Origin of the sequence: Pseudomonas sp. rhizo25, from assembly GCF_031931935.1 — a bacterium.
Lineage (GTDB): Bacteria > Pseudomonadota > Gammaproteobacteria > Pseudomonadales > Pseudomonadaceae > Aquipseudomonas > Aquipseudomonas synxantha.
This window is the reverse complement of record NZ_JAUJXA010000002.1, coordinates 725,390-750,891: the sequence shown is the minus strand read 5'-3', so window position 1 is coordinate 750,891 and position 25,502 is coordinate 725,390. Positions and strand designations below refer to the sequence as shown.

The following is a 25,502-nucleotide window of genomic DNA, read 5'->3' as shown; positions in this document are numbered from 1 at the left end:
ACTTCGATGAACTGAAGCAACTCGCTACCGAAAACTTCATAACTCATTGTTTACCAAGGAGTTTTCCGTTTCGACTGCGCCGGAAGTGGGGCGAATTATAGACAGATATAATTCGCCGTCAACACCTAATTTCAGACTTATTCGGATTTGAGCGTAATGCGCGCAAATGCCTTCTTTCCTGCCTGGCACACATGGGCAGCGCCCAGCTCGTATATAAAGGTGCGATCAACTACCTCACCATCTATACGCACGCCGCCCGACCCCAAGAGATCACGAGCGACCGCCGAGTTCTTTACCAGGCCCGCCTTATTAAGGACAGCCGCGATCGGCATCGCCTCAACAGCCGTCAACTCAATCTCCGGCAGATCGTCAGGCAGCTCGCCATCCTTCATACGATTACCCGCAGCGCGATGAGCATTGGCCGCAGCCTGCTCACCATGGAAGCGCGCAACAATCTCTTCTGCCAGCTTGATCTTAACATCGCGAGGATTGGCACCTGCCTTTACATCCGCACGCAGCGCGTTAATTTCGTCCATCGAGCGGAAGCTCAACAGCTCGAAGTAACGCCACATCAAAGCATCCGGAATGGAAACCAGCTTGCCGTACATCACACCCGGCGCTTCCTGAATGCCAACATAGTTACCCAAGGACTTGGACATCTTCTTGACGCCATCCAACCCCTCAAGCAACGGCATGGTCAGAATGCACTGAGCCTCCTGACCATACGCACGCTGCAGCTCACGTCCCATCAGCAGGTTGAATTTCTGATCGGTGCCGCCCAGCTCAACATCCGCACGCAGCGCTACCGAGTCATACCCCTGAACAAGTGGGTAAAGGAACTCATGGATCGCGATTGGCTGATTGGTGGAGTAGCGCTTGTCGAAGTCATCACGTTCAAGCATGCGCGCCACCGTGTACTGGGAGGTCAGGCGAATGAAGTCTGCCGGCCCCATCTTGTCCATCCAGGTGGAGTTGAACGCCACCTCGGTCTTGGCCGGATCAAGGATCTTGAACACCTGCGTCTTGTAGGTCTCAGCATTGTCGAGTACCTGCTCGCGAGTCAGCGGCGGGCGCGTCGCGCTCTTACCGCTCGGATCACCGATCATCCCGGTGAAGTCACCAATGAGGAAGATGACCTGGTGACCCAACTCCTGGAACTGACGCAGCTTATTAATAAGCACGGTGTGACCCAGGTGCAGATCCGGCGCGGTCGGATCAAAGCCAGCCTTGATACGCAGGGGCTGGCCACGCTTGAGCTTTTCAATCAGCTCAGACTCGACCAACAGTTCGTCCGCACCACGTTTTATCAGCGCTAGCTGCTCTTCAACCGACTTCATAACAGACCCGCAAGGCTCAGATTCAAAAGGGAACCAACCATACAAGATCAGGGACTAATTACAAGTTTTGCCCTGCGCACGGACACCGTTCAGCGAGCCCAGCATTCGCGAGCTTGCGCCACAGATGATTTGGTTATATTTTATACAGTTATTTCATCTTCATCATGTCATTCATCTTTTCCATTTCATCTTCAAAGTCAAAATTACCTATGACCACTGAACCGTCTAAAGCGCCGCCGCTTTACCCGAAGACCCACCTGCTCGCCGCAAGTGGTATCGCCGCCCTTCTCAGCCTGGCACTCCTGGTATTCCCTTCCAGTGACGTAGAAGCCAAACGAACATCCCTTAGCCTTGACCTGGAAAGCCCTGTTGAGCAACTGACACAAGATCAAGACGCTTCCGACGCCCAACAAGCCACAAATACCCCGACCGAATCGCCTTTCGCACAGATCGAAAGCACTCCCGAAGATACCCAACAAGCCACCCAGGACCAACCTGTGGTAGCCGCAGCCAAGAGCCCTCAGCATCGCGAGGTCATCGTCAGCAGAGGCGACACGCTATCAACGCTGTTCGAAAAGGTCGGACTGCCTGCCGCTACCGTCACCGAGGTGTTGGCCAGCGATAAGCAAGCCAAGCAATTCACCCAGCTCAAACACGGTCAAAAGCTTGAGTTCGAACTGACGCCCGACGGGCAGTTGAACAACCTGCACACCAGCATCAGCGACCTGGAAAGCATCAGCCTGAGCAAAGGCGCCAAAGGCTTTGCCTTCAACCGCATCACCACCAAGCCGGTCATGCGTTCAGCCTATGTACACGGCGTGATCAACAGCTCCCTGTCGCAATCGGCCGCCCGCGCAGGCCTTTCGCACAGCATGACCATGGACATGGCCAGCGTATTTGGCTACGACATCGACTTCGCCCAGGACATCCGCCAGGGTGACGAATTCGACGTGATCTACGAGCAGAAAGTCGCCAACGGCAAAGTAGTAGGCACCGGCAACATCCTCTCTGCACGCTTCACCAACCGTGGCAAAACCTACACCGCTGTGCGCTACACGAACAAACAAGGCAATAGCAGCTATTACACCGCTGATGGCAACAGCATGCGCAAGGCCTTCATTCGCACCCCTGTGGACTTCGCCCGTATTAGCTCGCGTTTCTCCATGGGTCGCAAGCATCCAATTCTGAACAAAATCCGCGCGCACAAGGGCGTCGACTATGCCGCTCCGCGCGGTACGCCTATCAAGGCAGCTGGCGACGGCAAAGTGCTGTTGGCGGGACGTCGCGGCGGTTACGGCAATACAGTGATCATCCAGCACGGCAATACCTACCGCACGCTGTATGGCCACATGCAAGGGTTCGCCAAGGGCGTCAAGACTGGCGGCAACGTGAAACAGGGCCAAGTAATCGGCTACATCGGCACTACTGGCCTGTCCACGGGGCCGCACTTGCACTATGAGTTCCAAGTCAATGGCGTACACGTTGACCCATTGGGCCAGAAGCTGCCAATGGCCGACCCGATCGCCAAGGCCGAACGCGCACGCTTCATGCAACAGAGCCAGCCGCTGATGGCGCGAATGGATCAAGAGCGTTCCACGTTACTGGCTTCGGCGAAGCGTTAAGGTATGCCGCTCTATATCGGTGTGATGTCCGGGACCAGCCTAGACGGCCTGGATATCGCCCTCATTGAACAAGGCACGGCGATCAATCTGATCGCCACCCGCTACATTCCCATGCCCGACACATTGCGCACTGAGCTATTGAGCCTGTGCGCCAGCGGCCCAGATGAAATCGCCCGGTCTGCTATTGCCCAGCAACAGTGGGTCACGCTGGCCGCCCAAGGCATTCACGCCTTGCTGGATCAGCACAACCTGAAGCCTCAGGACATTCGTGCAATTGGCAGCCATGGCCAGACGATTCGCCATGAACCCGCCCGAGGCTTTACCGTACAGGTCGGCAACCCTGCCCTGCTCACTGAGTTGACCGGCATCACCGTAGTCAGCGACTTCCGCAGCCGTGATGTTGCCGCTGGCGGCCAGGGTGCGCCCTTGGTTCCTGCGTTTCATGAAGCCTTGTTCGGCGAACACACCGGCAACCGCGCGGTATTGAATATCGGCGGGTTCAGCAACCTCAGTCTGATTGAAACGAACAAGCCTGTCGCCGGCTTCGACTGTGGCCCAGGCAACGTCCTCCTGGATGCCTGGATTCACCTGCAGCGCGGCGAACACTTTGATCGCGACGGGCAATGGGCTGCCAGCGGCAGGGTCCAGCCCCGGCTACTCAACACATTGCTCAGCGATCCGTTCTTCTTGACCAAAGGCCCAAAAAGTACGGGTCGCGAAGTCTTCAACCTTGCCTGGCTGCAGGAGCACCTTGCCCGCTTGCCTGTCTTTGAACCTCAGGACATACAGGCCACGTTACTGGAACTGACGGCCTTCACCATCGTCGAGTCCCTGCAAAGCGCCCAACCAACCACAGAGACCTTGCTGATCTGCGGCGGCGGCGCCCATAACAAAACACTGATGGATCGACTGACAGCACTGTTGCCCACCACCCACGTCAGCAGTACAGCTATCTACGGCGTAGATCCCGACTGGGTCGAAGCCATGGCCTTCGCCTGGCTGGCACATTGCTGCCTGGAAGGCATCGCGGCCAACCGCCCCAGCGTCACCGGTGCTCGCGGGCTTCGGGTACTCGGCGCGATCTACCCCGCCTGAATCCCAGACAGCAAAACGCCGCGTGGCTAATCAAGCCAAGCGGCGTTTTTTTGTTGCGCGCGAGGCTACCGATCAGATCGAGAACGAAGAGCCGCAACCACAAGTAGTGGTGGCATTAGGATTCTTGATCACGAAACGCGAACCTTCCAGACCTTCCTGGTAATCCACCTCGGCACCTGCCAGGTACTGGAAACTCATCGGGTCCACGACCAGGCTGACGCCCTCGCGCTCGACGATGGTGTCGTCATCGGCCACATCTTCATCGAAGGTAAAACCGTACTGAAACCCTGAACAACCGCCGCCCGTAACGAATACGCGCAGCTTCAAGCGATCATTACCCTCTTCATCGACCAGGCTCTTCACCTTGTGCGCAGCACCGTGGGTAAATTGCAAAGCCGTGGGGGTGAAGGACTCAACGCTCATGCTGATAATCTCCCGGCGTAGCGCCGTCATATGCGTAATGGCCGGTATTATCCGCTTCTCCTAGAAAAGCGGTCAACTATTGTTACGGTATATCAATCTGCACAGCCGCCATTAAAAACACAAAAGGCCCGATCAACGGGCCTTTTATGTAACGGCCTATCAGCGCTAAGGCAGCATGCCCGCATGGGACAGACCCAACTTCTCATCCAAGCCGAACAGGATGTTCATGTTCTGCACCGCCTGGCCCGACGCGCCCTTGACCAGGTTGTCGATCACCGACAGCACCACGACCAGGTCGCCATCCTGCGGGCGATGCACTGCAATACGGCACACATTGGCGCCACGCACACTGCGGGTTTCCGGATGGCTGCCCGTCGGCATTACATCGACGAACGGCTCATTGGCATAACGCTTTTCAAACAATGCCTGGAGGTCTACCGAGCGGTCAGTAACGGTCGCATACAGCGTGGAGTGAATCCCACGGATCATCGGCGTCAGGTGTGGCACAAAGGTCAGGCCCACGTCCTTGCCGGCAGCGCGACGCAGCCCCTGGCGGATTTCTGGCAAGTGACGATGCCCCTTTACCGCATAGGCTTTCATGCTTTCCGACGTTTCAGAGTACAGAGAACCTACCGCCGCGCCCCGCCCCGCCCCGCTGACACCCGACTTGCAATCGGCGATCAGGCGCGAAGCATCCGCCAAACCAGCTTCCAGCAATGGCAGGAAGCCCAGTTGCGTCGCAGTCGGATAGCAACCCGGTACCGCAATCAGGCGTGCTTGCTTGATCTGCTCACGATTGACTTCCGGCAGGCCGTAGACCGCCTCCTCCAGCAACTGCGGCGCACCGTGGGGTTGGCCGTACCATTTGGCCCACTCATCGGCATCCTGCAGGCGGAAGTCCGCCGACAGGTCGATGACCTTTGTACCGGCCGCCAACAACTCACCCGCCAACGCATGGGCAACACCGTGAGGCGTGGCAAAGAACACCACATCGCAAGCGCCCAGGGTCTTGATATCCGGCACGCTGAACGCCAGGCCATCATAGTGGCCTCGCAGGTTCGGGTACATATCGGCCACGGCCAGCCCAGCTTCGGATCGGGAAGTGATGACCACCACCTCAGCCTGCGGATGCTGGGCCAACAGACGCAGCAATTCGACACCGGTGTAACCCGTGCCGCCGACGATACCGACCTTGACCATAAACCTGCCCTCAACGAACCCACTGGAAAGCCGTCGATAATAGGGGCCGCATCGTCCTGCGACAACCGTCAACGTGACGTATGGGCGCATGAGCCACTACTATCTTGGCTACCGTGAACCTGGGAATAACTAAAAATGCTCTATCTATGGATCAAAGCCTTCCACATCGTCAGCATCGTCTGCTGGTTTGCCGGTCTGTTCTATCTACCGCGCCTGTTCGTCTACCACGCCCAAAGCGAAGACACAGTCAGCAAAGAACGCTTCAGCATCATGGAGCGCAAACTGTACCGAGGCATCATGGGGCCGGCGATGGTTGCCACACTGGTCTTCGGCATCTGGATGCTGGCGCTCAATCCAGGCATTTTCCAATCCGGTGCCTGGATCCACGCCAAGTTGACCCTGGTCGTGCTACTTATCGGCTACCACCATATGTGCGGCGCGCAAGTGAAACGCTTCGCCCGTGGCGAGAACACCCGCAGCCATGTCTTTTATCGCTGGTTCAATGAGGTGCCGGTTCTGATATTGCTGGCTATCGTAATTTTGGTCGTGGTCAAACCGTTCTAACTTCAATTACTCGGGGAACCTCCAATGTCGCTGCCCGCTTTGCTGGAACAACATCTGCGCCTGCCCGTGGTGGCTGCGCCGATGTTTCTGATCTCCAACCCGCAACTGGTTCTGGCCTGCTGCCGCAATGGGGTGGTCGGGAGCTTCCCGGCGCTCAACCAACGCGAAAGCAGCGGTTTCAAGGCCTGGCTGGAAGAAATCGAAGCGGGTCTGGCGCAGCTGGACAACCCAGCACCCTATGCCGTGAACCTGATCGTGCATAACAGCAACCCACGGCTGGAGGCCGATTTGGCGATCTGTGTGGAGCACAAGGTGCCCATCGTCATTACCAGCCTCGGTGCGGTGAAGGAATTGGTAGATGCCGTCCACAGCTACGGCGGCCTGGTGTTTCATGACGTCACGACCCGACGCCATGCCGAGAAAGCCGCTGAGGCGGGCGTCGATGGCCTGATCGCCGTAGCCGCTGGTGCCGGCGGCCATGCTGGCACCTGGAGTCCCTTCTCGCTGATTGCCGAAATTCGCCAATTCTTCGACAAAACCCTGCTGCTGGCCGGTTGCCTCAACCACGGCCACGAAATTCTCGCCGCCCAGTTGCTGGGAGCCGACTTGGCGTATTTCGGCACGCGCTTTATCGGTACTACCGAAAGCCACGCGCCAGATGCCTATAAAGAGATGCTGCTCACATCGCGCGCCGCCGACATCGTGCACACTCCGGCAGTCTCCGGCGTACCTGCGAGCTTTATGCGCCAGAGCCTGGAAAATGCCGGTTTCGACCTCGCCGCGCTGCAAGGCAAAGGTGAAGTCAATTTCGGTTCCAAACTCAAACCATTGAGTGATGAGGCCAAAGCGTGGAAAACTGTATGGTCCGCCGGTCAGGGCGTCGGTGAAATCGATGATTTACCCAGCGTCGATGAACTCGTCGCCCGCCTGGATGCCGAATACCGCAAAGCACGCGAGCATGCCGCGCAACTGCGCTGGCCACGCTGACCCACTGCACGGCCCGCCGATTGGACGGGCCTGCACACCCTCCCTGATTAAGTGACAAGGATGCCCGCATGAGCGACAACCGTTTCAAGATTGTGTTTGACGGAGCCTTGCTCCCGGGTGTCGAAAGCACCACCGCCAAGCTGAACCTCGCCGAGCTGTTCAAGAGTGATGTCGAGGCGATTGAAAAACTCTTTACCGGCCGCCCGGTCGCGCTCAAACGCGACCTTTCCCGCCCCGATGCCGAAACCTATCTGACGGCATTGAAAAACGCCGGGGTCGACGCACGTATCGAAGCCGAACAACCCGTAGCATTCAGCCTGGCCGAAACCCACGAGACGAGCTCTCCTGGCTCCGACTTTTCCCGCTCCGAAGCTTCACCATATGCCCCGCCACGCGCTGCGGTTGGCGATGACTTGCCGGAGTTCGCCACCCTCAAGGTATTCACCATAAACGGGCGCATCGGCCGCCTGCGCTACCTGGCCTGGACGCTGGCACTGACCGTCGCGATGCTGGTGGCTGCTGGCATCATCAGTACCGTCGGCTTCGCGGTGGCGACTGCCTCGCCAACAATCGCCATCATTCTCGGCTCGCTGCTGGGTTTCGCGCTATTTGTTGGACTCGTCGTGGTGAGCGTGCAAATCGGTGTGCAGCGCCTGCACGACCTGGGCTGGTCTGGCTGGCTGTACTTGCTGAACCTGGTTCCACTGGTCAATAGCGTTTTCCCTATCCTGTTGCTGGTATTGCCGGGGAACGCGGGTGCCAACCAATACGGCGCACCGCCACCACCGAACTCTACTGCGGTGAAAATCCTGGCCTCGCTGTGGCTGGCGTTTATTCCATTGATGCTCATCATCGGCCTGACCCTGGGCATGAACGGTTATCTGGACCAACTTGAAGCCAATATGGACAGCAGTTACGAAAGCAGCTCCATCACCTCCGATGAAGACGTCGATCAAAGCGTGATTGTGGATGAAGCCGCAGCGCAAAGTGCTGACGACGCGGCCGAACCTGTAGACTCTCCAGAACAGTGAAGAAACGCCCGCCACCTGTGATGCCACTGTCACAGGTCGGCGGCGTTGCGATGGAGAAAGGCATGACCCGTTACGCTCTGATCACCGGTGCCTCCAGCGGCATCGGCCTGGCTTTGGCCGAAGCCCTGGCTCGACGCGGCCGCAGCTTGATTCTGGTGGCCCGCCAGCGTGATCAGTTGGAAAGCATTGCATTGGAATTGACTCAACGCTTCGGCGTCGAGGTGTTGTTTCGTGCCTGCGACCTGGGCGAACCGCTGCGTTTGTCCGGCTTTTTGCTGGAGCTTGAAGAGGGCGAGCGACAGATTGATCTTTTGGTCAACTGCGCCGGCATTGGTACCAGCGGGCCGTTCCTGGCCCAGGACTGGATGACCGAGCAGGACCTGATCGAAGTCAACATCCTGGCCCTGACCCGCATGTGCCATGCCCTCGGCAATGCCATGGCGCTGCACGGTGGCGGGCAGATTCTAAACGTTGCTTCGGTCGCAGCCTTCCAACCGGGCCCATGGATGAGCAGCTACTACGCCAGCAAAGCCTATGTACTGCACTTTTCAGAAGGCTTGCGCGAAGAGTTGAAGACGTGTGGCATCAAGGTCTCGGTACTTTGCCCGGGCCCTACGCGCACCGCCTTCTTCGGCACCGCGCAAATGGATACGGCGAAACTTGACCACAGCCAGCAACTGATGAGCCCGGAAGAAGTCGCGCTCTACACCGTGCGCGCGCTGGAAAAGAACAAAGCCATCATCATTCCCGGGCGCCGCAACCGCTGGCTCGCATTCAGCCCACGCCTCAGCCCGCGCTGGCTGACCCGCAAGATTGCCGGCGCCATCAACAAGGCCTATTGCCCGCGCTGATCGCCTGGGTACACTCACCCTGCATTTTCATAATGGAGAAACAGCTGTGGATACTCTGTTCACCAAGATCATCAACAGAGAAATACCCGCGAAGATCATCTACGAAGATGATCAAGTCCTCGCCTTCCATGATATCGCCCCGCAGGCGCCGGTACATTTTCTGGTTATTCCGAAAAAGCCCGTCCGCACCCTGAATGATCTGACTGAAGATGATAAGGCCTTGGCCGGCCATATCCTCTTTACAGCCCAACGCCTGGCCCTGGAGCTAGGTTGTGAAGAGGGTTTTCGGGTCGTGATGAATTGCAATGAGTTGGGCGGGCAGACCGTTTATCACATCCATATGCATGTGCTTGGTCAGCGTCAGATGAACTGGCCGCCAGGCTGAGGGCCGGAGTCGAATTGACTCAGCGCAAACGCTTCGCTCTCTCTTGCGGTAAACTGGCCGTCGAGATTCTTCCCGGAGGTCAGCATGACTACCCAACGTCACTACTCGCCGATTGACCGTCTGTTGCTGCAAGCCGACATGGCCATGCGCACACTGCTGCCATTCAGCGGCCAACCCTACCGCCCATCGCCCGCCATCGTGCAGCCCGATGCGCAGCTGAGCGAAACGGATACCCGTCACGTGGCCGGCCTGATGCGTATCAACCATACGGGTGAAGTCTGTGCCCAGGCGCTGTATCAAGGCCAGGCGCTGACCGCCAAGTTGCCGCAGGTACGTGCAGCGATGGAGCATGCAGCCGAGGAAGAGATCGACCATCTGGCCTGGTGCGAACAGCGTATCCGCCAGTTGGGCAGCCACCCCAGCGTTCTGAACCCACTGTTTTATGGCTTGTCGTTTGGTATCGGCGCTGCCGCCGGGTTGATCAGCGACAAAGTCAGCCTCGGATTTGTCGCCGCGACCGAACATCAGGTCTGCAAGCACCTGGATGAACATCTGGAGCAGCTGCCGGCCGAAGACGAAAAGTCCCGGGCGATTCTTGAGCAAATGCGCATCGATGAAGAACACCATGCAGAAAGCGCTCTAGACGCCGGCGGCTTCCGTTTTCCAGCACCGGTGAAGTTCGGAATGAGCCTGATGGCCAAGGTCATGACCAAAAGCACCTATAGAATCTAAAAGTGCGTCAAATTCAAACCGAAAAAAGGGCGCTCGCAGCGCCCTTTCTCTTGCCTGCGATTCCAGCAGTCAGCCCAACTCGATGATTTCGTAATCATGAGTGATGACCACACCTGCGGCACCCAGCATGATCGACGCCGAGCAGTACTTCTCGGCGGACAACTCAATGGCACGCTTGACCTGGGCTTCCTTGAGCGCGCGGCCCTTGACCACGAAATGCATATGGATCTTGGTAAATACCTTGGGATCCTCAGTGGCGCGCTCGGCTTCCAGGAAGGCTTCGCAGCTTTCCACGGCCTGGCGCGACTTCTTCAGGATGCTGACCACATCGAAATTGCTGCAACCACCGACGCCCAGCAGCAACATTTCCATCGGCCGCACCCCAAGGTTACGGCCACCGGCTTCCGGCGGGCCGTCCATGACCACCACATGGCCGCTACCCGACTCACCGAGGAACATGGCTTCGCCCGCCCATTGGATGCGTGCCTTCATCGCCCAGACTCCACTGCTAAAAAAGGGTCGCCAGCTTAGCACAGGGCCTTAAAACCGCAGCGCTCTGGCTGAATTTGATAAATGACAGCGTTTGCCAAGCAATTTCGCTAATCGAGGCAGAATGTGTCTGGTAAGCTGGCGCCAAATCAATGGCGCATTGCCATGATTTTACAGTGCGTATCAATATTGAGACCACTGGATAAAAACAACGCCAACCACACCGCGCAGTCTTTCGGGAAACAACCATGGTTGCTCTTACTCCCACACCCAAGATCAAGAACCTCGACAAGCTGTTGATGCATTGCCAGCGTCGACGTCATCCGGCCAAGCACAACATCATTTGCGCCGGCGAGCGCTCAGAAACCCTGTTTTTCATTATCAAGGGCTCGGTCACCATCCTGATCGAGGATGAAGACGGTCGCGAAATGATCATTGCGTACCTGAACACTGGAGATTTCTTCGGGGAGCTGGGGCTGTTTGAGCAGGCGGGCAAGGAACAGGAGCGCAGTGCTTGGGTCCGCACCAAGGTTGAGTGCGAAGTCGCCGAGATCAGCTATGCGAAATTTCGCGAACTGGCTCAGCATGATCCGGATATCTTGTATGCCCTGAGCGGTCAGATCGCGCAACGCCTGCGTGATACCACGCGCAAGGTCGGCGACCTGGCGTTCTTCGATGTCACCGGTCGTGTAGCGCGCTGCCTGCTGGAGTTGTGCAAACAGCCCGACGCCATGACCCATCCCGACGGCATGCAAATCAAGGTCACGCGTCAGGAGATCGGGCGTATTGTCGGCTGTTCACGGGAAATGGTCGGCCGTGTGCTCAAGGACCTGGAAGAGCGCAATCTGGTACATGTCAAAGGCAAGACGATGGTGGTATTCGGCACCCGCTAACCCGGCAGGAAGCTGGCCAGCATCTGACGGTACAACCTGTCGAGCCGACTGATCGCATCCGGTGCGGGAAACGCTTCGTGCAGGGCGATATGGCTCTCGGCACGCACCCGCTGTTCCAGGCCACAGGCTTGATTGAAGCGGTTGACCGCATTGATCAGTTCTTCACGATCGTTATCCAGCAACAAGGCGCCGTGGATCAAGCCCACCGGACGACCGCCACTTTGGCGCCAACGCTGGGCGGTACCGACCATCTTGCGGCCATTGAGATTGACGTTATACCGACCATCGCAAAAAGCTCCGTCGATTTCGCCAACGGAGGCATCACCGCCCAACTCGAGCAGAAAATCGCAGATCGGCTGGCACAAGCGCTGGTAACCGGTTTCGATGCGGCCTTGGTCGCCCTCACTGCGCGGCGGCGCATACACCAAGGCGATATTGACCGTGGCAGCGGACTGCGGCACGGGTTCACCCCCAGTTTCCCGCAGCAACACCGGCCAACCAGCATCCGCCGAGATTTGGCTGGCCACCGCAAATGCCGGCAGCCGACTCAAACGGCGCGGCATGACCAGCGCCTGATCGCTGGGCTGCCAGAACAACAGCCCGAAGTCCTGCTCGCCCGCGCCAACGGCTGCCAACAGCTGCTGCTCGGCGGCAAGGCCCGCTTCTACAGTCATGATCACGGGCTGAGTCATCGAACACCTACCTCTCAGATTAAACACAAGGCCCAATGTGGGAGGGGGCTTGCCCCCGATAGCGAACCGTCAGCCGACTGATCATCAACTGAAGGAATGCTATCGGGGCAAGCCCCCTCCCATATTTTATAGCGCATTTGGATCAGTCTAATGTCGAAGCGCTGACTGTCACGCCACGCTCTGGGAAGAACAGGCGTTGCAATTCCGCCCCTGGGTTCTCGGCACGCATGAACGTCTCGCCCACCAGGAACGAGTAGACGCCGCTGATTTCCATCAGCTCCACGTCGGCACGATTGACGATGCCACTTTCAGTAATCACCAAGCGATCACGGGGAATACGCGGCAACAGATCCAGGGTATTTTCCAGGCTGACTTCAAACGTATGCAGGTTACGGTTGTTGACCCCCACCAGCGGCGTGTCGAGGGTTTTCAGTGCGCGCTCAAGCTCGTCGCCGTCATGCACTTCGACCAGTACGTCAAGACCGACGCTTTTGGCCACCGCCGCCAACTCGGCCATCTTCACGTCATCCAGTGCGGAGACGATCAATAACACGCAGTCAGCGCCCAAGGCTCGGGCTTCGACGATCTGGTAAGGGTCAACCATGAAGTCCTTGCGGATCACCGGCAACTTGCATGCAGCACGAGCCTGTTGCAGGAACAGGTCGGAACCCTGGAAGTAATCAATATCGGTCAGCACGGACAGGCAAGTCGCCCCGCCCTTCTCATAGCTGGCGGCGATTTCAGCCGGTACAAAGTTTTCGCGAATGACGCCTTTGCTCGGCGAGGCTTTTTTCACCTCGGCGATCACGGCCGGCTGCTTGAGCTTGGCCTGGGCGATCAAGGCATTGGCAAAACCCCGTGGCGCATCGGCGGCCTTCGCCTGCGCCTCCAGCTCGGCCAGGCTTACGCGGGCGCGGCGCTCGGCCACCTCTTCGGCCTTTCGGGCCAGGATCTTTTCCAGAACGGTCGGCACACTCATCCTTCATTCTCCATCTTGAATACGGCAGTGAAGGCTCCCAGCTCTTCGAGCTTCTCACGAGCCAGACCAGTGTGCAGCGCATCGTGGGCCAAGGCGACACCTTCCTTAAGACTATAGGCGTGGTCGGCCGCGTAAAGTGCCGCGCCAGCATTCAGAACAATCATCTCCGCGGCCTTCTGACCGTTTTCGGTCTTACGGCGCCCCAGAGCATCACGAATCAGTTCCAGAGAAGCCGCCGGGCTTTCCACCGCCAAGCCGTGCAAGCTCTGACTCTTCATACCCAAGTCCTCAGGCTCGACCCAATACTCAGTGACCTCATCGTTCTTCAGCTCTGCGACAAAGGTCGGCGCCGCCAGGCTGAATTCGTCCAGGCCATCCTTGGAATGCACCACGAGCACATGCTTGCTGCCCAGACGCTGCAAGACTTCGGCCAGTGGCCGGCACAACGCCTGACTGAACACACCCACCACCTGATGCTTCACACCGGCCGGATTCGTAAGCGGGCCAAGCATGTTGAACAGGGTACGCAGGCCGAGGTCCTTGCGTGGGCCGGCAGCGTGCTTCATCGCGCCGTGATGGGACTGGGCAAACATGAAGCCAATGCCAACGCTGTCAATGCAGCGTGCTACTTGTACCGGCGTGAGGTTCAGGTAGATACCCGCCGCTTCCAGCAAATCGGCACTGCCGCTCTTGCCGGATACCGCACGGTTACCATGCTTGGCGACGGTGCAGCCAGCGGCAGCCACCACAAAAGATGAGGCTGTCGACACGTTGAAAATATTCGCACCGTCACCGCCGGTGCCGACCACATCGACAACGCCGTCGAGGGTCTTGAGTTCGACCCTGTCCGCCAGCTCACGCATCACCGACACCGCACCGACGATTTCATCGATGCTTTCGCTCTTCATGCGCATTGCCATCATAAAGGCGCCGATCTGCGCGTCGGTACATTGACCGGTCATGATCTCGCGCATCACATCGCTCATTTCGGCAGTGCTCAGGTCCAGATGACCGACGATACGGTTCAGGGCAGTCTTGATATCCATGAAAAGTCCTTAGCGCGTGCCGCCGCTCTGCTTGAGAAAGTTGGCGAACAGCTCGTAGCCCTGCTCGGTCAGGATTGATTCAGGGTGAAACTGCACCCCTTCGATATTCAGTGTCTTGTGACGCAGGCCCATGATCTCATCGACCGAGCCGTCCTCCAGCTGGGTCCAGGCGGTCAACTCCAGGCATTCGGGCAAGGTTTCGCGCTTGACCACCAGCGAGTGATAACGGGTCACCGTCACGGGCAGGTTCAGGCCATGAAACACACCCAGATCCTTATGGAACACCGGGCTGGTCTTGCCATGCATGACTTGGCGCGCCCGTACCACGTCACCGCCAAACGCCTGGCCGATGGACTGATGGCCCAGGCATACGCCCAGGATCGGCAGCTTGCCGGCGAAATAGCTGATGGCTTCAAGAGAGATGCCCGCTTCGGTCGGCGTGCAAGGGCCTGGCGAAACCACGATACGCTCCGGATTCAGGGCGGCAATTTCGGCGACGGTCAGTTCATCGTTGCGCACGACCTTGACCTCGGCACCGAGCTCGCCAAGGTATTGCACAACGTTGTAGGTAAAGGAGTCGTAGTTATCAATCATCAGCAACATGTGGGGTTCAAGCCTCTTGAATTCACTGATTTCAAATGACGGCCTTCCTAGAGAGTGACCCGCTGCCAGACGCACGTTCCGATTGCCGGGGGTAGCCGGCAAGGGGCGTCAGACAACGGGTGAAGAAGGCAAATCGTTACAGGTCCGGCCGGGCCGGCGGAGAAAAATGTCAGGCGCGCCAACGCCAACGGGCGTGTGCCTTGACTACTCGCATCAAGAGTTTGCTGATGATCAACACGGGGAGGGTCTCATTCATACGTTCAGGCACAGTAACGTAGCCTAGCCAGCGGTGCAATATGGAGTAGTAAATACGGGGGGGAACGTAGGCGAATTCGGTATATCCCTACAGAAAATGCCAGAAGTTTTGCTAGTGTTTGAGTTCCGATACAAAAACAACCAAATGGAACCTTGCATGTTCAGACCAGCATTTTTCGCGCCCCTTGCCAGCTGTCTCTTGTCACTGGCATGCGCCCAGGCGTTCGCAGCGCCGTCACCGTATTCAACGATGGTGGTTTTTGGTGACAGCCTGGCCGATGCGGGCCAGTTTCCCGATGGCTCGAATGGCTCCACGCTGCGCTTTACCAACCGCACAGGCCCGACATTCCAGGGTGAATACGGCCTGGTTTCATCGACCCTGTTGGGCGCGAAACTGGGAGTAGCCCCCAACGACTTGAACGCCTCCACCTCACCGGTTCGCGCAGCCCAGGGGTTGCCAGATGGCAACAACTGGGCCGTCGGTGGCTACCGTACCGACGATATCCTCGACTCCATTACCTCGGTTTCAGATGCCGCCATCCCAGCCGGCAACCCTGGTGCGGGTACAGTTTTGCGCAGCCGCCAGGGATATCTGCCAGCCAACGGCGGACGTGCCGACCCCAATGCGCTGTATTTTCTCTCCGGCGGCGGCAATGACTTCCTCCAAGGCCGCGTACTGAGCCCCGAACAAGCCATCGCCGCCGGCGGGCGCCTGGCTGACAGCGCCCAGGCGCTGCAACAAGCCGGTGCGCGTTACATCATGGTGTGGATGTTGCCCGACCTTGGGTTGACACCGGCCATCAATGGCACCCCGCAGCAGGCCGCAACCTCGGCCCTGAGCACTATATTCAACCAGTCATTGGTCCAGCGCCTGTCGTACGTCGACGCCCAGGTTATCCCTTTGAATATCCCGTTGTTGCTGAAGGAAGCCTTCGCCGATCCAGCGCGCTTCGGCCTGGCCACGGGGCAGAATCTGACCGGTACCTGTTTCAGCGGAAACAGTTGTACCGCCAACCCAACCTATGGCATCGGCGGCACCAACCCGGACCCGACCAAGCTGATCTACAACGACTCGGTCCACCCCACGGTGGCGGGACAACGGTTGATTGCCGACTATGCCTATTCACTGCTGGCGGCGCCCTGGGAGCTGACCTTGCTGCCGGAAATGGCCCAAGGCACATTGCGCGCCCACCAGGACGAGCTACGCAATCAATGGCAAGCAGACAACGGCAACTGGCAAGCCGTCGGTCAATGGCGTGCAATCGTGGCCGGTGGTGGGCAGCGTCTGGATTTCGACGACCAGAGCAGTTCGGCCAGTGGCGACGGCAGCGGCTACAACCTGAATATCGGCAGCAGCTACCGGCTCGATGAAAACTGGCGTGTAGGTGTTGCCGCTGGCCTGTATCGACAGACGCTCGAAGCCGGCACTAACGACTCGGACTACAAACTCAACAGCTACATGGGCACGGCCTTCGCTCAATACCAGCAAAATCACTGGTGGGCCGATGCCGCCTTGACCGGCGGCAAACTGGACTTCGACAGCCTCAAGCGCAAGTTCGCCCTGGGCGTTAACGAAGCGTCCGAAAAAGGCGATACCGAAGGCTGGCTCTGGGCCTTGAGCGGCCGGCTGGGCTATGACCTTGCTGCACCGGGAAGCGACTGGCACCTGTCGCCGTTCATCAGCGCCGACTATGCACGCGTCGAAGTGAATGGTTATTCGGAAAAAAACAGTCGCTCCACCGCACTGACCTTCGATGATCAACAACGCGACTCCAAGCGTCTTGGCGTCGGCCTGCAGGGCAGCTACCGCATCACACCGCAAACCCAGGTGTTCGGCGAAGTGGCTCACGAACACGAGTTCGAAAATGACACGCAGAAGGTGAATATTTCGCTCAACAGCGTGCAGGGAATCGACTTCAAGCTGGACGGGTATACGCCTCGCAGCAATTCCGATCGCTTGAGCCTTGGGGTCAGCCATAAACTGACTCAAGAGCTGGCGTTACGGGCGGCGTATAACCTGAGGAAGGATGACAATTTGACCCAGCAAGGGGTCAATGTCGGGGTGAGCCTGGATTTCTGACGCAGACTCAAGGCAACGCAAAACTAATGTGGGAGGGAGTAAGCCCCCTCCCACACTTAGATCTGAATCGCCGTTAGTCCTGCGGGGTTTGCTCTGCCAGCGCCACGGCACGGAACATCGCCCGGCGCTTGTTCAGGGTTTCTTCCCATTCAAGAGCCGGCACCGAGTCAGCCACAATCCCGCCCCCGGCCTGCACATGCAGTTCGCCGTCCTTGATCACCGCGGTACGGATCGCAATCGCAGTGTCCATATTGCCGTTCCAGGCAAAATACCCCACGGCACCGCCATAGACACCACGCTTGACCGGCTCCAGTTCATCGATGATTTCCATGGCGCGGATCTTCGGCGCACCCGACAACGTGCCCGCCGGCAAGATCGCCCGCAACGCATCCATCGCCGTCAATCCGGCTTTCAGTTCGCCGGTGACGTTGGACACGATATGCATCACGTTGGAATAACGCTCGATGACCATTTTCTCGGTCAGTTTCACCGAGCCGATTTCCGAGACTCGCCCGGTATCGTTGCGGCCCAGGTCGATCAGCATCAGGTGTTCGGCGATTTCCTTGTTGTCGCTGAGCAGATCTTCTTCCAGCGCCACATCCGCTTCTTCGGTCGCGCCGCGCGGGCGAGTACCGGCGATCGGGCGCACGGTGATCAGGTTGTCTTCGACACGTACCAGCACTTCCGGCGAACTGCCCACGACGTGGAAGTCACCAAAATTGAAGAAGTACATGTAGGGCGTCGGGTTGAAGCAACGCAGCGCCCGGTACAGGTCAATCGGCGCAGCCTTGAAGTCGATGGACATACGTTGCGACGGCACCACCTGCATGCAGTCACCGGCAAGGATATATTCCTTGATGGTGTCGACCGCATGCTCGTAGTCGGCCTGGGTAAAGCTGGAACGGAACACCGGGTCGGCCGCCGGTGGACGGCTAAGGTCTAGGCCGCGACGCGGGGTGATCGGCCGGCGCAGTTTTTCCAGCAGCGCTTCAAGGCTGGCCTGGCCTTGCTCGAAGGCGGCCTCTTGGGCAGGGTCGGCGAGAACAATCGCATGCATCTTGCCGGCAAGGTTGTCGAACACCACCACCGCGTCGGAGACCATCAGCAAAATGTCCGGTACACCCAAAGGGTCCGGATTCGGACATTTCCCCAGGCGCTTTTCCACATAACGCACGCAGTCGTAGCCGAAATACCCCACCAAGCCACCGTTGAAACGCGGCAGGCCAGGAATAGTTGGCACGTTGTAGCGTGCCTTGAAGGTTTCGACAAAGGCCAGCGGGTCTTCTACGTCATGGCTTTCGATCTCGACGCCGTCATGGGTGATGCTCACATGATGGTCGTGTACCCGCAACACGGTGCGGCATGGCAGGCCGATGATCGAGTAACGGCCCCACTTCTCGCCGCCCTGCACCGACTCGAGCAGGTAGGAATTGGGCTCGTCGGCCAGTTTCAGGTAGATCGACAGTGGCGTATCGAAGTCGGCCAGGGTTTCGCAGGCCAGGGGAATACGGTTATAGCCGGCAGCGGCCAAACGCAGGAATTCTTCACGGATCATGGGGTGCCTCGTGGCATGAGGGACAAACGGTCAGGTAGGCAAACGTGCCGCAGCGCGGCGAGGATCAGTCAGGCGCGCCAACGCCAGCGGGCCAGGGCCTTGATGACTTTCATCCAGAGTTTGCGAGTGACCACCACGATGACGTTTCCAGAAGGGGACGGATCAATGTCGGGCAACGTTATCTCAGCGCCAGCTCCCAGGCAACCGGGGATTAACAGTCGCAGGTCGTCAATCACCAGGGCCGGCGATTCTTCTGCAATCGGCCGCCCATGGTTGTAGCCGTAGCTCAGGGCCACGCACTTGACTCCGGCGGCCTTTGCCGCCAGCACATCGCTGCGTGAATCGCCGACAAACAACGATTGGGACGCCGGGATATTGGCCATTTTCATCACGAAGAACAGCGCAGCCGGGTCAGGCTTCTTCTGCGGCAAGGTGTCGCCACCGATGATCCAGCGGAAATAACGACCGATCTTCATCTGGTCCAACAAGGGTGCGACAAAACGCTCCGGCTTGTTGGTGATCAAGGCCATTTCCACACCCTGCTTGCTCAACCATTTGAGCGTGTCACGCACACCGGGGTAGACAACGGTGAGCTCATGGCCACTTTCATAGGCCGCATTGAACAGCTCCAGGGCGTGTTCGGCCTCGACGTCATCTACGCCTTCGGCGTCGATATGGTTGGCCAGGGCCCGGCGCACCAGCATCTGCACACCGTTGCCCACCCATTCACGCACCGATTCGACCCCCGCCGGCTTGCGTCCCAGCTTGAGCAGCATCTCATCCACCGCCGCCGCCAGGTCGGGCACCGAATCGATCAAGGTACCGTCCAGATCGAACATCACCAGCCGTGGCAGTTTGCCGGGGAACAACTGCTCAAAGCCGCTCATGGACGCGCCAGCGCCAGTTCGGCGCGCATTTTGTCGATGACGGCCTGGTAGTCCGGGGCGTTGAAGATTGCTGAGCCAGCCACGAAGGTATCAGCGCCAGCAGCGGCGATCTCACGGATGTTGTTGACGTTAACCCCACCGTCGATTTCCAGGCGGATATCGCGGCCGGACGCATCGATCAGTGCGCGGGCTTCGCGCAGCTTGTTCAGGGTGCCCGGGATGAACTTCTGCCCGCCGAAGCCTGGGTTGACGCTCATCAGCAAGACCATGTCGACCTTGTCCATCACGTACTCAAGCACGCTCAGTGGGGTGGCCGGATTGAACACCAAGCCGGCCTTGCAGCCCCCTTCGTGGATCAGTTGCAGGGTACGGTCGACATGCAAAGACGCCTCCGGGTGGAAGGTGATGTAGGTCGCGCCGGCCTCAACGAAGTCGCCGATGATGCGGTCCACCGGACTGACCATCAGGTGCGCGTCGATCGGTGCGGTGATGCCGTACTTGCGCAGCGCGGCGCAGACCATCGGGCCGATGGTCAGGTTGGGCACGTAGTGATTGTCCATGACATCGAAGTGCACGAAGTCGGCGCCGGCGGCCAACACTTTGTCCACTTCTTCACCCAGGCGGGCGAAGTCGGCGGAGAGAATCGATGGAGCGATGACGAAGGGCTGCATGACGCACCTTTTTGAGCTAAATCACGATGGCGCGCATTGTATACCTCATGCTTTGCTGCGCGCACGGTGACCTATCTCAATGGTTAATAAGCCGCCCGGTAGATTTTCTCGATATCCGCCGCGCTGAGCTGACGCGGATTATTGCGCATCAGGCGCTCGATACCCGCCGCCTCCGTGGCCATGGACGCAATGGCATCTTCGGGCACCCCGAAACTTCGCAGCCCCGCCGGGATCTCCACTGCGGCACACAAGCGCGTCATGGCCTCCACGGCACGGTCGGCAGCATCGTTGACACTCAAGCCGGCCACGTTCACACCCATGGCCTGAGCAATATCTTGCATTCGTTCAACACATGCCAATTTGTTCCAATGCATGACATAGGGCAGCAGCAGCGCATTGCTCACACCATGGGCGATATTGAAGCGCCCACCCAGCGGATACGCCAGCGCATGCACGGCGCCGACCCCAGCGTTACCAAAGGCCATGCCGGCCATGAGGCTGGCGGTGGCCATGTCGTCACGAGCCTGCAGGTTGGCCGGGTTGGCGTAAGCCTTGGGCAGCGCGCGGGCAATCAACTTGATCGCACCGATGGCCAGGGCGTCAGTAATCGGCGAGGCATTCAGTGACAGGTAGGATTCGATGGCGTGCACCAGAGCGTCCACACCACTGGCGGCAGTGACGCTGCGCGGGCAGGTCAGGGTCATTTGCGGGCTGATCAGCGCCACATCCGGCAGCAGGTAGTCGCTGACGATACCTTTTTTCAGCTGTGCGGCCTTGTCGGAGAGGATCGCCACATTGGTCACTTCCGAGCCGGTGCCGGCCGTGGTGGGGATGGCGATCAGCGGCGGGCCCTTACGCGGCACCTGGTCGACGCCGAACAAGTCCGCCAGCGCGCCGTGGTAGCCGGCATAGGCTGCCACGCTCTTAGCAATATCAATGGCACTGCCGCCGCCCACGCCAATAAGACCGTCATGCCCACCCTCGCGATACGCACGCATGCAGTCCTCGACGATGGCGATTTCCGGGTCAGGCAGCACGCGATCAAAAATTTCGTAGGCGCGATCACCCAAGTGCTCCAGGGCCAACGCTACGGTGCCGGACTTGACCAGCGCGGCATCGGTGACAATCAGCGGGTTATCGACATCCAAGCGCGTGAGCTCAGCGGCCAGTTGTTCAATGGCGCCCGCGCCGGTCAGCAGTTTGTGGGCGATCTTGAATGAGGAAGTACTCATGTGCGCGGCCTCTTATTAATGTTGGGCTGGCACAAGAATAGCTGCCCACAGGATGTTGTCTGCCATTCATTGGCTGAATGGTCAGAGGGCTCAGACGACGCTCTACTCTTCAAGGCGAACTATAAACAGCCGATAACGAGTTGAACGCGAAAACCACTCCTCACGCCACTGACAAATACCGACCAACCCATTAGGCTGCTGGAATCACTTCTGGCCGGGAATTAACGATGCTTTTTCTTCACCGCTCGGCACTGTCAGCATTGTGCCTATCGCTACTATTGACCAGCGCCCCGTCCGTGCAGGCCGCCGAAGCGCCAGCGCCTGCAGACGAAAAACCGGTTGAACGCCACCCCCTGCCCGAGCGTAGCCAGGCAGAAGCCAGCGCGCTCGAGCGGCAGGTTCCGCCACAGGAACAACAACAGTTACAGGCTGGCAGCGATTCGTTTTTGGCACTCTGGAAACCCGCCAACAGTGCCGAAGCTGAAGGTGTGGTGATTATTGTGCCTGGGGCCGGGGAGAACGCTGACTGGCCGCAAGCCATCGCCCCCTTGCGGAGCAAGTTACCGGACGCTCACTGGGGTACCCTGAGCCTGTCGTTGCCGGACGTGAATGTGGACACTCTGCCGCCACGCGTTATCGAGCCGCCCAAGGCTGCGGTCGATACCAGCAGCAAGGAGGGCAGCACCGCCGCCAAACCCGTCGAACAGGCCGCCAGCGCCGAGGCCGAAGGTACTGACCCGGCGGTGGTACCGGGCGCGGATGAACAGGACAAGACCGACGCCAAGCGCATCTTCGACCGTATCGATGCCGCCGTCGCCTTTGCCCAGACCCAGAGCGCCCGCAGTGTGGTATTGCTCGGCCATGGCACCGGCGCCTGGTGGGCGGCACGTTACCTGAGCGAGAAACAGCCCTCGCAGGTGCAGAAATTGGTCATGGTGGCCGGGAAGACGCCCGCTGCGCGTCAACCAGACCTGCAGCAACTGGCGCCGAGCTTGAAGGTGCCTACGGCGGATGTGTTCTATCAAGATGGCGCCTCGGAACGTAAAAACGCCCAGGAGCGTATCCAGGCGGCCAAGCGGGCGAAGAATGACGGCTACAAACAGGTGTCGCTTACGGCTTTGCCAGGCAACAGCGCAGCAGAGCAGGAACAGTTGTATCGGCGGGTTCGTGGGTGGCTGAGCCCGCAGGCCGGCGCCAACTGATCACAAATTCGAAATCAATATAGACCAATGTGGGAGGGGGCTTGCTCCCGATAGCGGTGTATCAGTCAACATATTCATTGGCTGACAGCTCGCAATCGGGGGCAAGCCCCCTCCCACATTAGCTTGCGTTTTCAGGCCAATCGCCTCAGCGAAAATCCCGCCGCTCGCGAATCAACGCATAGGCGTTATGCAGCTCCCGGGTGCGGTCCGTCGCCTCCCGTACCTGCGCGGGGCTGGCACCGCTGCCAGCGATCTTGTCCGGATGGTGACGGCTGAGCAGGCGGCGGTAGGCGCGCTTGATCACTGAAGGTTCGGTAGTTGCCGTCACGCCTAGAATCCGCAACGCCTCCTGATAAGCCCCGCCACGACTCGCCAATGGCTTACGCTCCGGCGCGTAATCGACTGCCAGCGCCTGGAGTTGTTGCGGTGTCCAGCCCAGCCACTTGCCCCACTGGTCGATCAGGTCGCGCTCGGCATCATCCGCCCGGCCGTCCGCCCAGGCCATGCGCCAACAAGCACGCAAGACACCTTCCGCCGCATGGGGCTGGGCCTTGAGTACACGCAGGTAGCTGCGTACACGGACACTGCCGGATTTACCACGGTTGAATGCCATGATGGCGCGGCGCTGGGCCGGCTCGCTCATGTCCAACGAACGCATTTCCTGACGCGCCTGCTGGATATGCCCATCGACAACCCGTCCATTACTCTTGGCCAGCCGCCCCAACAGCACAAACAACAATTCGTCGTGGCGCAATGCCGGCCGCCCGCCCAGGCGTTCGCGCAACTGCGCCCAACTGTGCAGCTGCAGGCGACGATCCAATGCCTGCCCCAGCAATGCACCCAACAATGCCCCCGGGATACTGGCAATGGCAAAGCCAGCCCCCGCGCCAATCAGCGTCCCTGGCCACAACATCCTACTGCCCCGCTGTCAGCAGAGTTTCGACCTGTGCCAGGCGCTCCAACGTGCCGACATCAATCCAACGTCCTGTCATGTGTTCCCCCGTTACCAGCCCTTTAGCCATGGCCGCCCGCAACAGCGGGGCCAGCTTGAAGGCACCCGCGCTGCAACCCGCGAACAATTGAGGGTCTAGCACTGATATGCCACTGAAGGTCAGGTTATCGGCACCGGGCGCCGCATCATGAAGCACACCATGATCCAGATGGAAATCACCACCCGAGGGGTGATGCGCCGGGTTGTCGACCATCACCAGGTGCGCCAGGCCCTTGAGCGGTTGCTTGAGCCGGGCGAAGTCGTAGTCGGTCCAGATATCGCCATTGACCACCAGGAACGGCTCATCCCCCAGTAACGGCAGGGCCTGGAAAATCCCGCCGCCGGTTTCCAGCGGTTCGCCCTCCGGTGAATAGCGGATGCGCAGGCCGAACTGCGCACCATCGCCCAGGTAACTCTCGATCTGTTGACCGAGCCAGGCGTGGTTGATCACGATATCGGTGAAGCCGGCCTTGGCCAGCGCTTCCAGGTGATATTCGATCAGGCGCTTGCCACCGGCCTGCACCAGCGGCTTGGGCGTATGCAGCGTGAGCGGACGCATCCGCTCGCCTTTGCCCGCCGCCAGGATCATGGCCTTCATACACTCGCCTCGGCGGGTTGGCGAAGGCTGGCAAGCAGCTCGCCCAGTTCGCTCAACTCAGGCCGGTCGGCGAGCACGGCGTCTATATAAGCGAAGAAGCGCGGCACGTCCGCCAGGTAGCGTGGCTTACCGTCGCGGTGGCAAATGCGCGAAAAGATGCCGATAACCTTGAGGTGGCGCTGCACGCCCATCAGGTCGCTGGCACGCAGGAAATCTTCAAAGTCATCCTGTACGGGAATCCCCAGCTGCCCGGCGCGCTGCCAATAGCCACGCTGCCATTCTCTCACTCGGGCCTGGGGCCAGCTGAGGAAGGCGTCCTTGAACAGGCAGGTAATGTCGTAGGTTACCGGGCCGTATACCGCGTCCTGGAAATCCAGCACGCCAGGGCTGGGCTCGCTGATCATCAGGTTGCGCGGCATATAGTCGCGATGCACCAGCACCCTGGGCTGCGCCAGGGCACTGTCGATCAACTGCTCGCTGACACGCTGCCAGAGGGCCTGTTGCTCGGTGTCAAAGTCGATTCCCAAGTGTCGGCGTACGTACCACTCCGGGAACAATTCCAGCTCGCGGCGTAACAAGGCCACGTCATAGCTGGGCAGTGGTTGGTCCATCGGCAGTTGTTGAAACGCGAGCAGCGCATCGATGGCATCGGCAAATAACTGATCGGCGTTTTCACCGTCAATCACGTCCAGATAGGTTTTTCTGCCCAGGTCATTGAGCAAAAGAAAGCCACGGGGCAAATCTTCTGCATAAATTTTCGGCACATTTATTCCGGATTTCGCCAGCAGATGCGCGATATCGACGAAAGGTTTGCAGTTTTCCTGGGGAGGTGGCGCGTCCATGACAACGAACGTATGGTCACCGCCCTCCCAGCGGAAGTAACGCCTGAAACTCGCGTCACTGCTGGCCGCGGTCAATGTGGCCGGGGGCACGACGCCCCAATCCTGAGCGTTGAATAGGATTGGCAACTGCTCATCCAGCCAGACTTCCAGCTGTTGTAAACGTAGATCTTGCTCGGGCATTACAGAGGTCTCCGACGGCGCTAGCCGTCAAGCGGGGCATGCTTTATTATCACGCATCTTTTTCAGACCATCGAGAGGCG

Annotated in this window: 26 protein-coding genes; 11 read left to right on the top strand and 15 right to left on the bottom strand. The window is 59.1% G+C overall.

The features are described from left to right. Positions 1-137: 137 nt before the first annotated feature. Positions 138-1,337: a tyrosine--tRNA ligase gene (gene tyrS / locus QZR30_RS07090; RefSeq protein ID WP_311903089.1), complete on the bottom strand. Its 1,200-nt coding sequence runs from the start codon at positions 1,335-1,337 to the stop codon at positions 138-140. Positions 1,338-1,546: 209 nt separating this feature from the next. Here tyrS and QZR30_RS07085 point away from each other — a divergent pair, with 209 nt between their 5' ends. Both QZR30_RS07085 and QZR30_RS07080 read left to right on the top strand, forming a co-directional pair. Further along, on the top strand, positions 1,547-2,959 hold the full coding sequence (locus QZR30_RS07085; protein WP_046069772.1) for a peptidoglycan DD-metalloendopeptidase family protein: 1,413 nt from the start codon (positions 1,547-1,549) through the stop codon (positions 2,957-2,959). A 3-nt stretch (positions 2,960-2,962) separates the two neighbouring features. Continuing rightward, positions 2,963-4,054: an anhydro-N-acetylmuramic acid kinase gene (locus tag QZR30_RS07080; protein ID WP_046069773.1), complete on the top strand. Its 1,092-nt coding sequence runs from the start codon at positions 2,963-2,965 to the stop codon at positions 4,052-4,054. Between the two features lie 72 nt (positions 4,055-4,126). On the opposite strand, the gene erpA is transcribed toward QZR30_RS07080, so the two are convergent. Both erpA and argC read right to left on the bottom strand, forming a co-directional pair. Next, positions 4,127-4,477, bottom strand: coding sequence for an iron-sulfur cluster insertion protein ErpA (erpA, locus tag QZR30_RS07075; RefSeq protein WP_003176443.1), 351 nt, complete (start codon positions 4,475-4,477; stop codon positions 4,127-4,129). Positions 4,478-4,642: 165 nt separating this feature from the next. Continuing rightward, entirely contained in the window at positions 4,643-5,677 is a 1,035-nt protein-coding gene (argC, locus tag QZR30_RS07070; RefSeq protein WP_068965549.1) for an N-acetyl-gamma-glutamyl-phosphate reductase, read from the bottom strand. A 135-nt stretch (positions 5,678-5,812) separates the two neighbouring features. On the opposite strand from argC, the gene hemJ reads away from it, so the two are divergent. The 6 genes from hemJ (at position 5,813) to coq7 (ending at position 10,227) form a co-directional block, all read left to right on the top strand. After that, on the top strand, positions 5,813-6,241 hold the full coding sequence (gene hemJ / locus QZR30_RS07065) for a protoporphyrinogen oxidase HemJ (protein ID WP_046069775.1): 429 nt from the start codon (positions 5,813-5,815) through the stop codon (positions 6,239-6,241). Between the two features lie 24 nt (positions 6,242-6,265). Then, the gene (locus tag QZR30_RS07060; RefSeq protein ID WP_046069776.1) at positions 6,266-7,228 is read left to right on the top strand and encodes an NAD(P)H-dependent flavin oxidoreductase; all 963 of its coding nucleotides are present in this window, start codon (positions 6,266-6,268) and stop codon (positions 7,226-7,228) included. 68 nt (positions 7,229-7,296) lie between these two features. After that, positions 7,297-8,259, top strand: coding sequence for a DUF805 domain-containing protein (locus QZR30_RS07055; RefSeq protein WP_056846878.1), 963 nt, complete (start codon positions 7,297-7,299; stop codon positions 8,257-8,259). Positions 8,260-8,321: 62 nt separating this feature from the next. Next, complete coding sequence (locus QZR30_RS07050) at positions 8,322-9,110, top strand: SDR family NAD(P)-dependent oxidoreductase (RefSeq protein WP_046069777.1); 789 nt, start codon at positions 8,322-8,324, stop codon at positions 9,108-9,110. A gap of 46 nt (positions 9,111-9,156) precedes the next feature. Continuing rightward, positions 9,157-9,495 carry a histidine triad nucleotide-binding protein gene (locus QZR30_RS07045; protein ID WP_017128660.1) on the top strand — a complete coding sequence of 113 codons (339 nt, stop codon included), beginning with the start codon at positions 9,157-9,159 and terminating at the stop codon, positions 9,493-9,495. An 84-nt stretch (positions 9,496-9,579) separates the two neighbouring features. After that, positions 9,580-10,227 (top strand): 2-polyprenyl-3-methyl-6-methoxy-1,4-benzoquinone monooxygenase, encoded by a 648-nt coding sequence (gene coq7, locus QZR30_RS07040; RefSeq protein WP_046069778.1) that lies wholly within the window; start codon positions 9,580-9,582, stop codon positions 10,225-10,227. Positions 10,228-10,296: 69 nt separating this feature from the next. Here coq7 and QZR30_RS07035 read toward each other — a convergent pair whose 3' ends face one another. Continuing rightward, positions 10,297-10,719 (bottom strand): OsmC family protein, encoded by a 423-nt coding sequence (locus QZR30_RS07035; protein WP_003194686.1) that lies wholly within the window; start codon positions 10,717-10,719, stop codon positions 10,297-10,299. Positions 10,720-10,964: 245 nt separating this feature from the next. Between QZR30_RS07035 and crp the strand changes: the two genes are divergently transcribed. Further along, positions 10,965-11,609 carry a cAMP-activated global transcriptional regulator CRP gene (crp, locus tag QZR30_RS07030; protein WP_005792020.1) on the top strand — a complete coding sequence of 215 codons (645 nt, stop codon included), beginning with the start codon at positions 10,965-10,967 and terminating at the stop codon, positions 11,607-11,609. Here the strand turns inward: crp and QZR30_RS07025 are convergent. The 4 genes from QZR30_RS07025 to QZR30_RS07010 form a co-directional block, all read right to left on the bottom strand. Further along, positions 11,606-12,301 carry a lipoate--protein ligase family protein gene (locus QZR30_RS07025; protein WP_046069779.1) on the bottom strand — a complete coding sequence of 232 codons (696 nt, stop codon included), beginning with the start codon at positions 12,299-12,301 and terminating at the stop codon, positions 11,606-11,608. The genes crp and QZR30_RS07025 overlap by 4 nt on opposite strands. A gap of 142 nt (positions 12,302-12,443) precedes the next feature. Then, positions 12,444-13,280, bottom strand: coding sequence for an indole-3-glycerol phosphate synthase TrpC (gene trpC / locus QZR30_RS07020; protein WP_311903088.1), 837 nt, complete (start codon positions 13,278-13,280; stop codon positions 12,444-12,446). After that, positions 13,277-14,326, bottom strand: coding sequence for an anthranilate phosphoribosyltransferase (trpD, locus tag QZR30_RS07015; RefSeq protein ID WP_043051166.1), 1,050 nt, complete (start codon positions 14,324-14,326; stop codon positions 13,277-13,279). The genes trpC and trpD overlap by 4 nt, the downstream gene beginning before the upstream one ends. Positions 14,327-14,335: 9 nt before the next feature. Next, the gene (locus QZR30_RS07010; RefSeq protein WP_046069781.1) at positions 14,336-14,929 is read right to left on the bottom strand and encodes an aminodeoxychorismate/anthranilate synthase component II; all 594 of its coding nucleotides are present in this window, start codon (positions 14,927-14,929) and stop codon (positions 14,336-14,338) included. Positions 14,930-15,341: 412 nt separating this feature from the next. Between QZR30_RS07010 and estP the strand changes: the two genes are divergently transcribed. Then, entirely contained in the window at positions 15,342-17,264 is a 1,923-nt protein-coding gene (gene estP / locus QZR30_RS07005; RefSeq protein ID WP_059396579.1) for an esterase EstP, read from the top strand. A gap of 73 nt (positions 17,265-17,337) precedes the next feature. Here the strand turns inward: estP and trpE are convergent, their stop codons facing one another. The 4 genes from trpE to QZR30_RS06985 form a co-directional block, all read right to left on the bottom strand. Then, the gene (trpE, locus tag QZR30_RS07000) at positions 17,338-18,819 is read right to left on the bottom strand and encodes an anthranilate synthase component I (protein WP_059396580.1); all 1,482 of its coding nucleotides are present in this window, start codon (positions 18,817-18,819) and stop codon (positions 17,338-17,340) included. A gap of 68 nt (positions 18,820-18,887) precedes the next feature. Continuing rightward, a complete protein-coding gene (locus QZR30_RS06995) occupies positions 18,888-19,706 on the bottom strand; it encodes a phosphoglycolate phosphatase (protein ID WP_046069784.1) in 819 nt (272 codons plus the stop codon). After that, entirely contained in the window at positions 19,703-20,377 is a 675-nt protein-coding gene (gene rpe / locus QZR30_RS06990; RefSeq protein ID WP_046069785.1) for a ribulose-phosphate 3-epimerase, read from the bottom strand. Before rpe ends, QZR30_RS06995 begins: the two co-directional genes overlap by 4 nt. 83 nt (positions 20,378-20,460) lie before the next feature. After that, positions 20,461-21,609: an iron-containing alcohol dehydrogenase gene (locus QZR30_RS06985; RefSeq protein WP_043051160.1), complete on the bottom strand. Its 1,149-nt coding sequence runs from the start codon at positions 21,607-21,609 to the stop codon at positions 20,461-20,463. Positions 21,610-21,836: 227 nt separating this feature from the next. Between QZR30_RS06985 and QZR30_RS06980 the strand changes: the two genes are divergently transcribed. Beyond that, a complete protein-coding gene (locus tag QZR30_RS06980) occupies positions 21,837-22,811 on the top strand; it encodes an alpha/beta hydrolase family protein (protein WP_056846884.1) in 975 nt (324 codons plus the stop codon). A 145-nt stretch (positions 22,812-22,956) separates the two neighbouring features. Here the strand turns inward: QZR30_RS06980 and QZR30_RS06975 are convergent, their stop codons facing one another. From QZR30_RS06975 to QZR30_RS06965, 3 genes are read right to left on the bottom strand one after another with little or no spacing between them, the layout of a single operon-like run. Then, positions 22,957-23,724: a TerB family tellurite resistance protein gene (locus QZR30_RS06975; RefSeq protein WP_311903087.1), complete on the bottom strand. Its 768-nt coding sequence runs from the start codon at positions 23,722-23,724 to the stop codon at positions 22,957-22,959. A gap of 1 nt (position 23,725) precedes the next feature. Next, positions 23,726-24,400 (bottom strand): N-acetylmuramate alpha-1-phosphate uridylyltransferase MurU, encoded by a 675-nt coding sequence (murU, locus tag QZR30_RS06970; RefSeq protein WP_124413168.1) that lies wholly within the window; start codon positions 24,398-24,400, stop codon positions 23,726-23,728. After that, the gene (locus QZR30_RS06965; protein WP_046069789.1) at positions 24,397-25,422 is read right to left on the bottom strand and encodes an aminoglycoside phosphotransferase family protein; all 1,026 of its coding nucleotides are present in this window, start codon (positions 25,420-25,422) and stop codon (positions 24,397-24,399) included. The genes murU and QZR30_RS06965 overlap by 4 nt, the downstream gene beginning before the upstream one ends. Positions 25,423-25,502: the final 80 nt, after the last annotated feature.

What these genes read in the sequence shown, in the direction of transcription:
- tyrS (WP_311903089.1), bottom strand. Translation starts at nt 1,337, where the DNA reads ATGAAGTCGGTTGAAGAGCAGCTAGCGCTGATAAAACGTGGTGCGGAC.
- QZR30_RS07085 (WP_046069772.1), top strand. Translation starts at nt 1,547, where the DNA reads ATGACCACTGAACCGTCTAAAGCGCCGCCGCTTTACCCGAAGACCCAC.
- QZR30_RS07080 (WP_046069773.1), top strand. Translation starts at nt 2,963, where the DNA reads ATGCCGCTCTATATCGGTGTGATGTCCGGGACCAGCCTAGACGGCCTG.
- erpA (WP_003176443.1), bottom strand. Translation starts at nt 4,477, where the DNA reads ATGAGCGTTGAGTCCTTCACCCCCACGGCTTTGCAATTTACCCACGGT.
- argC (WP_068965549.1), bottom strand. Translation starts at nt 5,677, where the DNA reads ATGGTCAAGGTCGGTATCGTCGGCGGCACGGGTTACACCGGTGTCGAA.
- hemJ (WP_046069775.1), top strand. Translation starts at nt 5,813, where the DNA reads ATGCTCTATCTATGGATCAAAGCCTTCCACATCGTCAGCATCGTCTGC.
- QZR30_RS07060 (WP_046069776.1), top strand. Translation starts at nt 6,266, where the DNA reads ATGTCGCTGCCCGCTTTGCTGGAACAACATCTGCGCCTGCCCGTGGTG.
- QZR30_RS07055 (WP_056846878.1), top strand. Translation starts at nt 7,297, where the DNA reads ATGAGCGACAACCGTTTCAAGATTGTGTTTGACGGAGCCTTGCTCCCG.
- QZR30_RS07050 (WP_046069777.1), top strand. Translation starts at nt 8,322, where the DNA reads ATGACCCGTTACGCTCTGATCACCGGTGCCTCCAGCGGCATCGGCCTG.
- coq7 (WP_046069778.1), top strand. Translation starts at nt 9,580, where the DNA reads ATGACTACCCAACGTCACTACTCGCCGATTGACCGTCTGTTGCTGCAA.
- QZR30_RS07035 (WP_003194686.1), bottom strand. Translation starts at nt 10,719, where the DNA reads ATGAAGGCACGCATCCAATGGGCGGGCGAAGCCATGTTCCTCGGTGAG.
- crp (WP_005792020.1), top strand. Translation starts at nt 10,965, where the DNA reads ATGGTTGCTCTTACTCCCACACCCAAGATCAAGAACCTCGACAAGCTG.
- QZR30_RS07025 (WP_046069779.1), bottom strand. Translation starts at nt 12,301, where the DNA reads ATGACTCAGCCCGTGATCATGACTGTAGAAGCGGGCCTTGCCGCCGAG.
- trpC (WP_311903088.1), bottom strand. Translation starts at nt 13,280, where the DNA reads ATGAGTGTGCCGACCGTTCTGGAAAAGATCCTGGCCCGAAAGGCCGAA.
- trpD (WP_043051166.1), bottom strand. Translation starts at nt 14,326, where the DNA reads ATGGATATCAAGACTGCCCTGAACCGTATCGTCGGTCATCTGGACCTG.
- QZR30_RS07010 (WP_046069781.1), bottom strand. Translation starts at nt 14,929, where the DNA reads ATGTTGCTGATGATTGATAACTACGACTCCTTTACCTACAACGTTGTG.
- estP (WP_059396579.1), top strand. Translation starts at nt 15,342, where the DNA reads ATGTTCAGACCAGCATTTTTCGCGCCCCTTGCCAGCTGTCTCTTGTCA.
- trpE (WP_059396580.1), bottom strand. Translation starts at nt 18,819, where the DNA reads ATGATCCGTGAAGAATTCCTGCGTTTGGCCGCTGCCGGCTATAACCGT.
- QZR30_RS06995 (WP_046069784.1), bottom strand. Translation starts at nt 19,706, where the DNA reads ATGAGCGGCTTTGAGCAGTTGTTCCCCGGCAAACTGCCACGGCTGGTG.
- rpe (WP_046069785.1), bottom strand. Translation starts at nt 20,377, where the DNA reads ATGCAGCCCTTCGTCATCGCTCCATCGATTCTCTCCGCCGACTTCGCC.
- QZR30_RS06985 (WP_043051160.1), bottom strand. Translation starts at nt 21,609, where the DNA reads ATGAGTACTTCCTCATTCAAGATCGCCCACAAACTGCTGACCGGCGCG.
- QZR30_RS06980 (WP_056846884.1), top strand. Translation starts at nt 21,837, where the DNA reads ATGCTTTTTCTTCACCGCTCGGCACTGTCAGCATTGTGCCTATCGCTA.
- QZR30_RS06975 (WP_311903087.1), bottom strand. Translation starts at nt 23,724, where the DNA reads ATGTTGTGGCCAGGGACGCTGATTGGCGCGGGGGCTGGCTTTGCCATT.
- murU (WP_124413168.1), bottom strand. Translation starts at nt 24,400, where the DNA reads ATGAAGGCCATGATCCTGGCGGCGGGCAAAGGCGAGCGGATGCGTCCG.
- QZR30_RS06965 (WP_046069789.1), bottom strand. Translation starts at nt 25,422, where the DNA reads ATGCCCGAGCAAGATCTACGTTTACAACAGCTGGAAGTCTGGCTGGAT.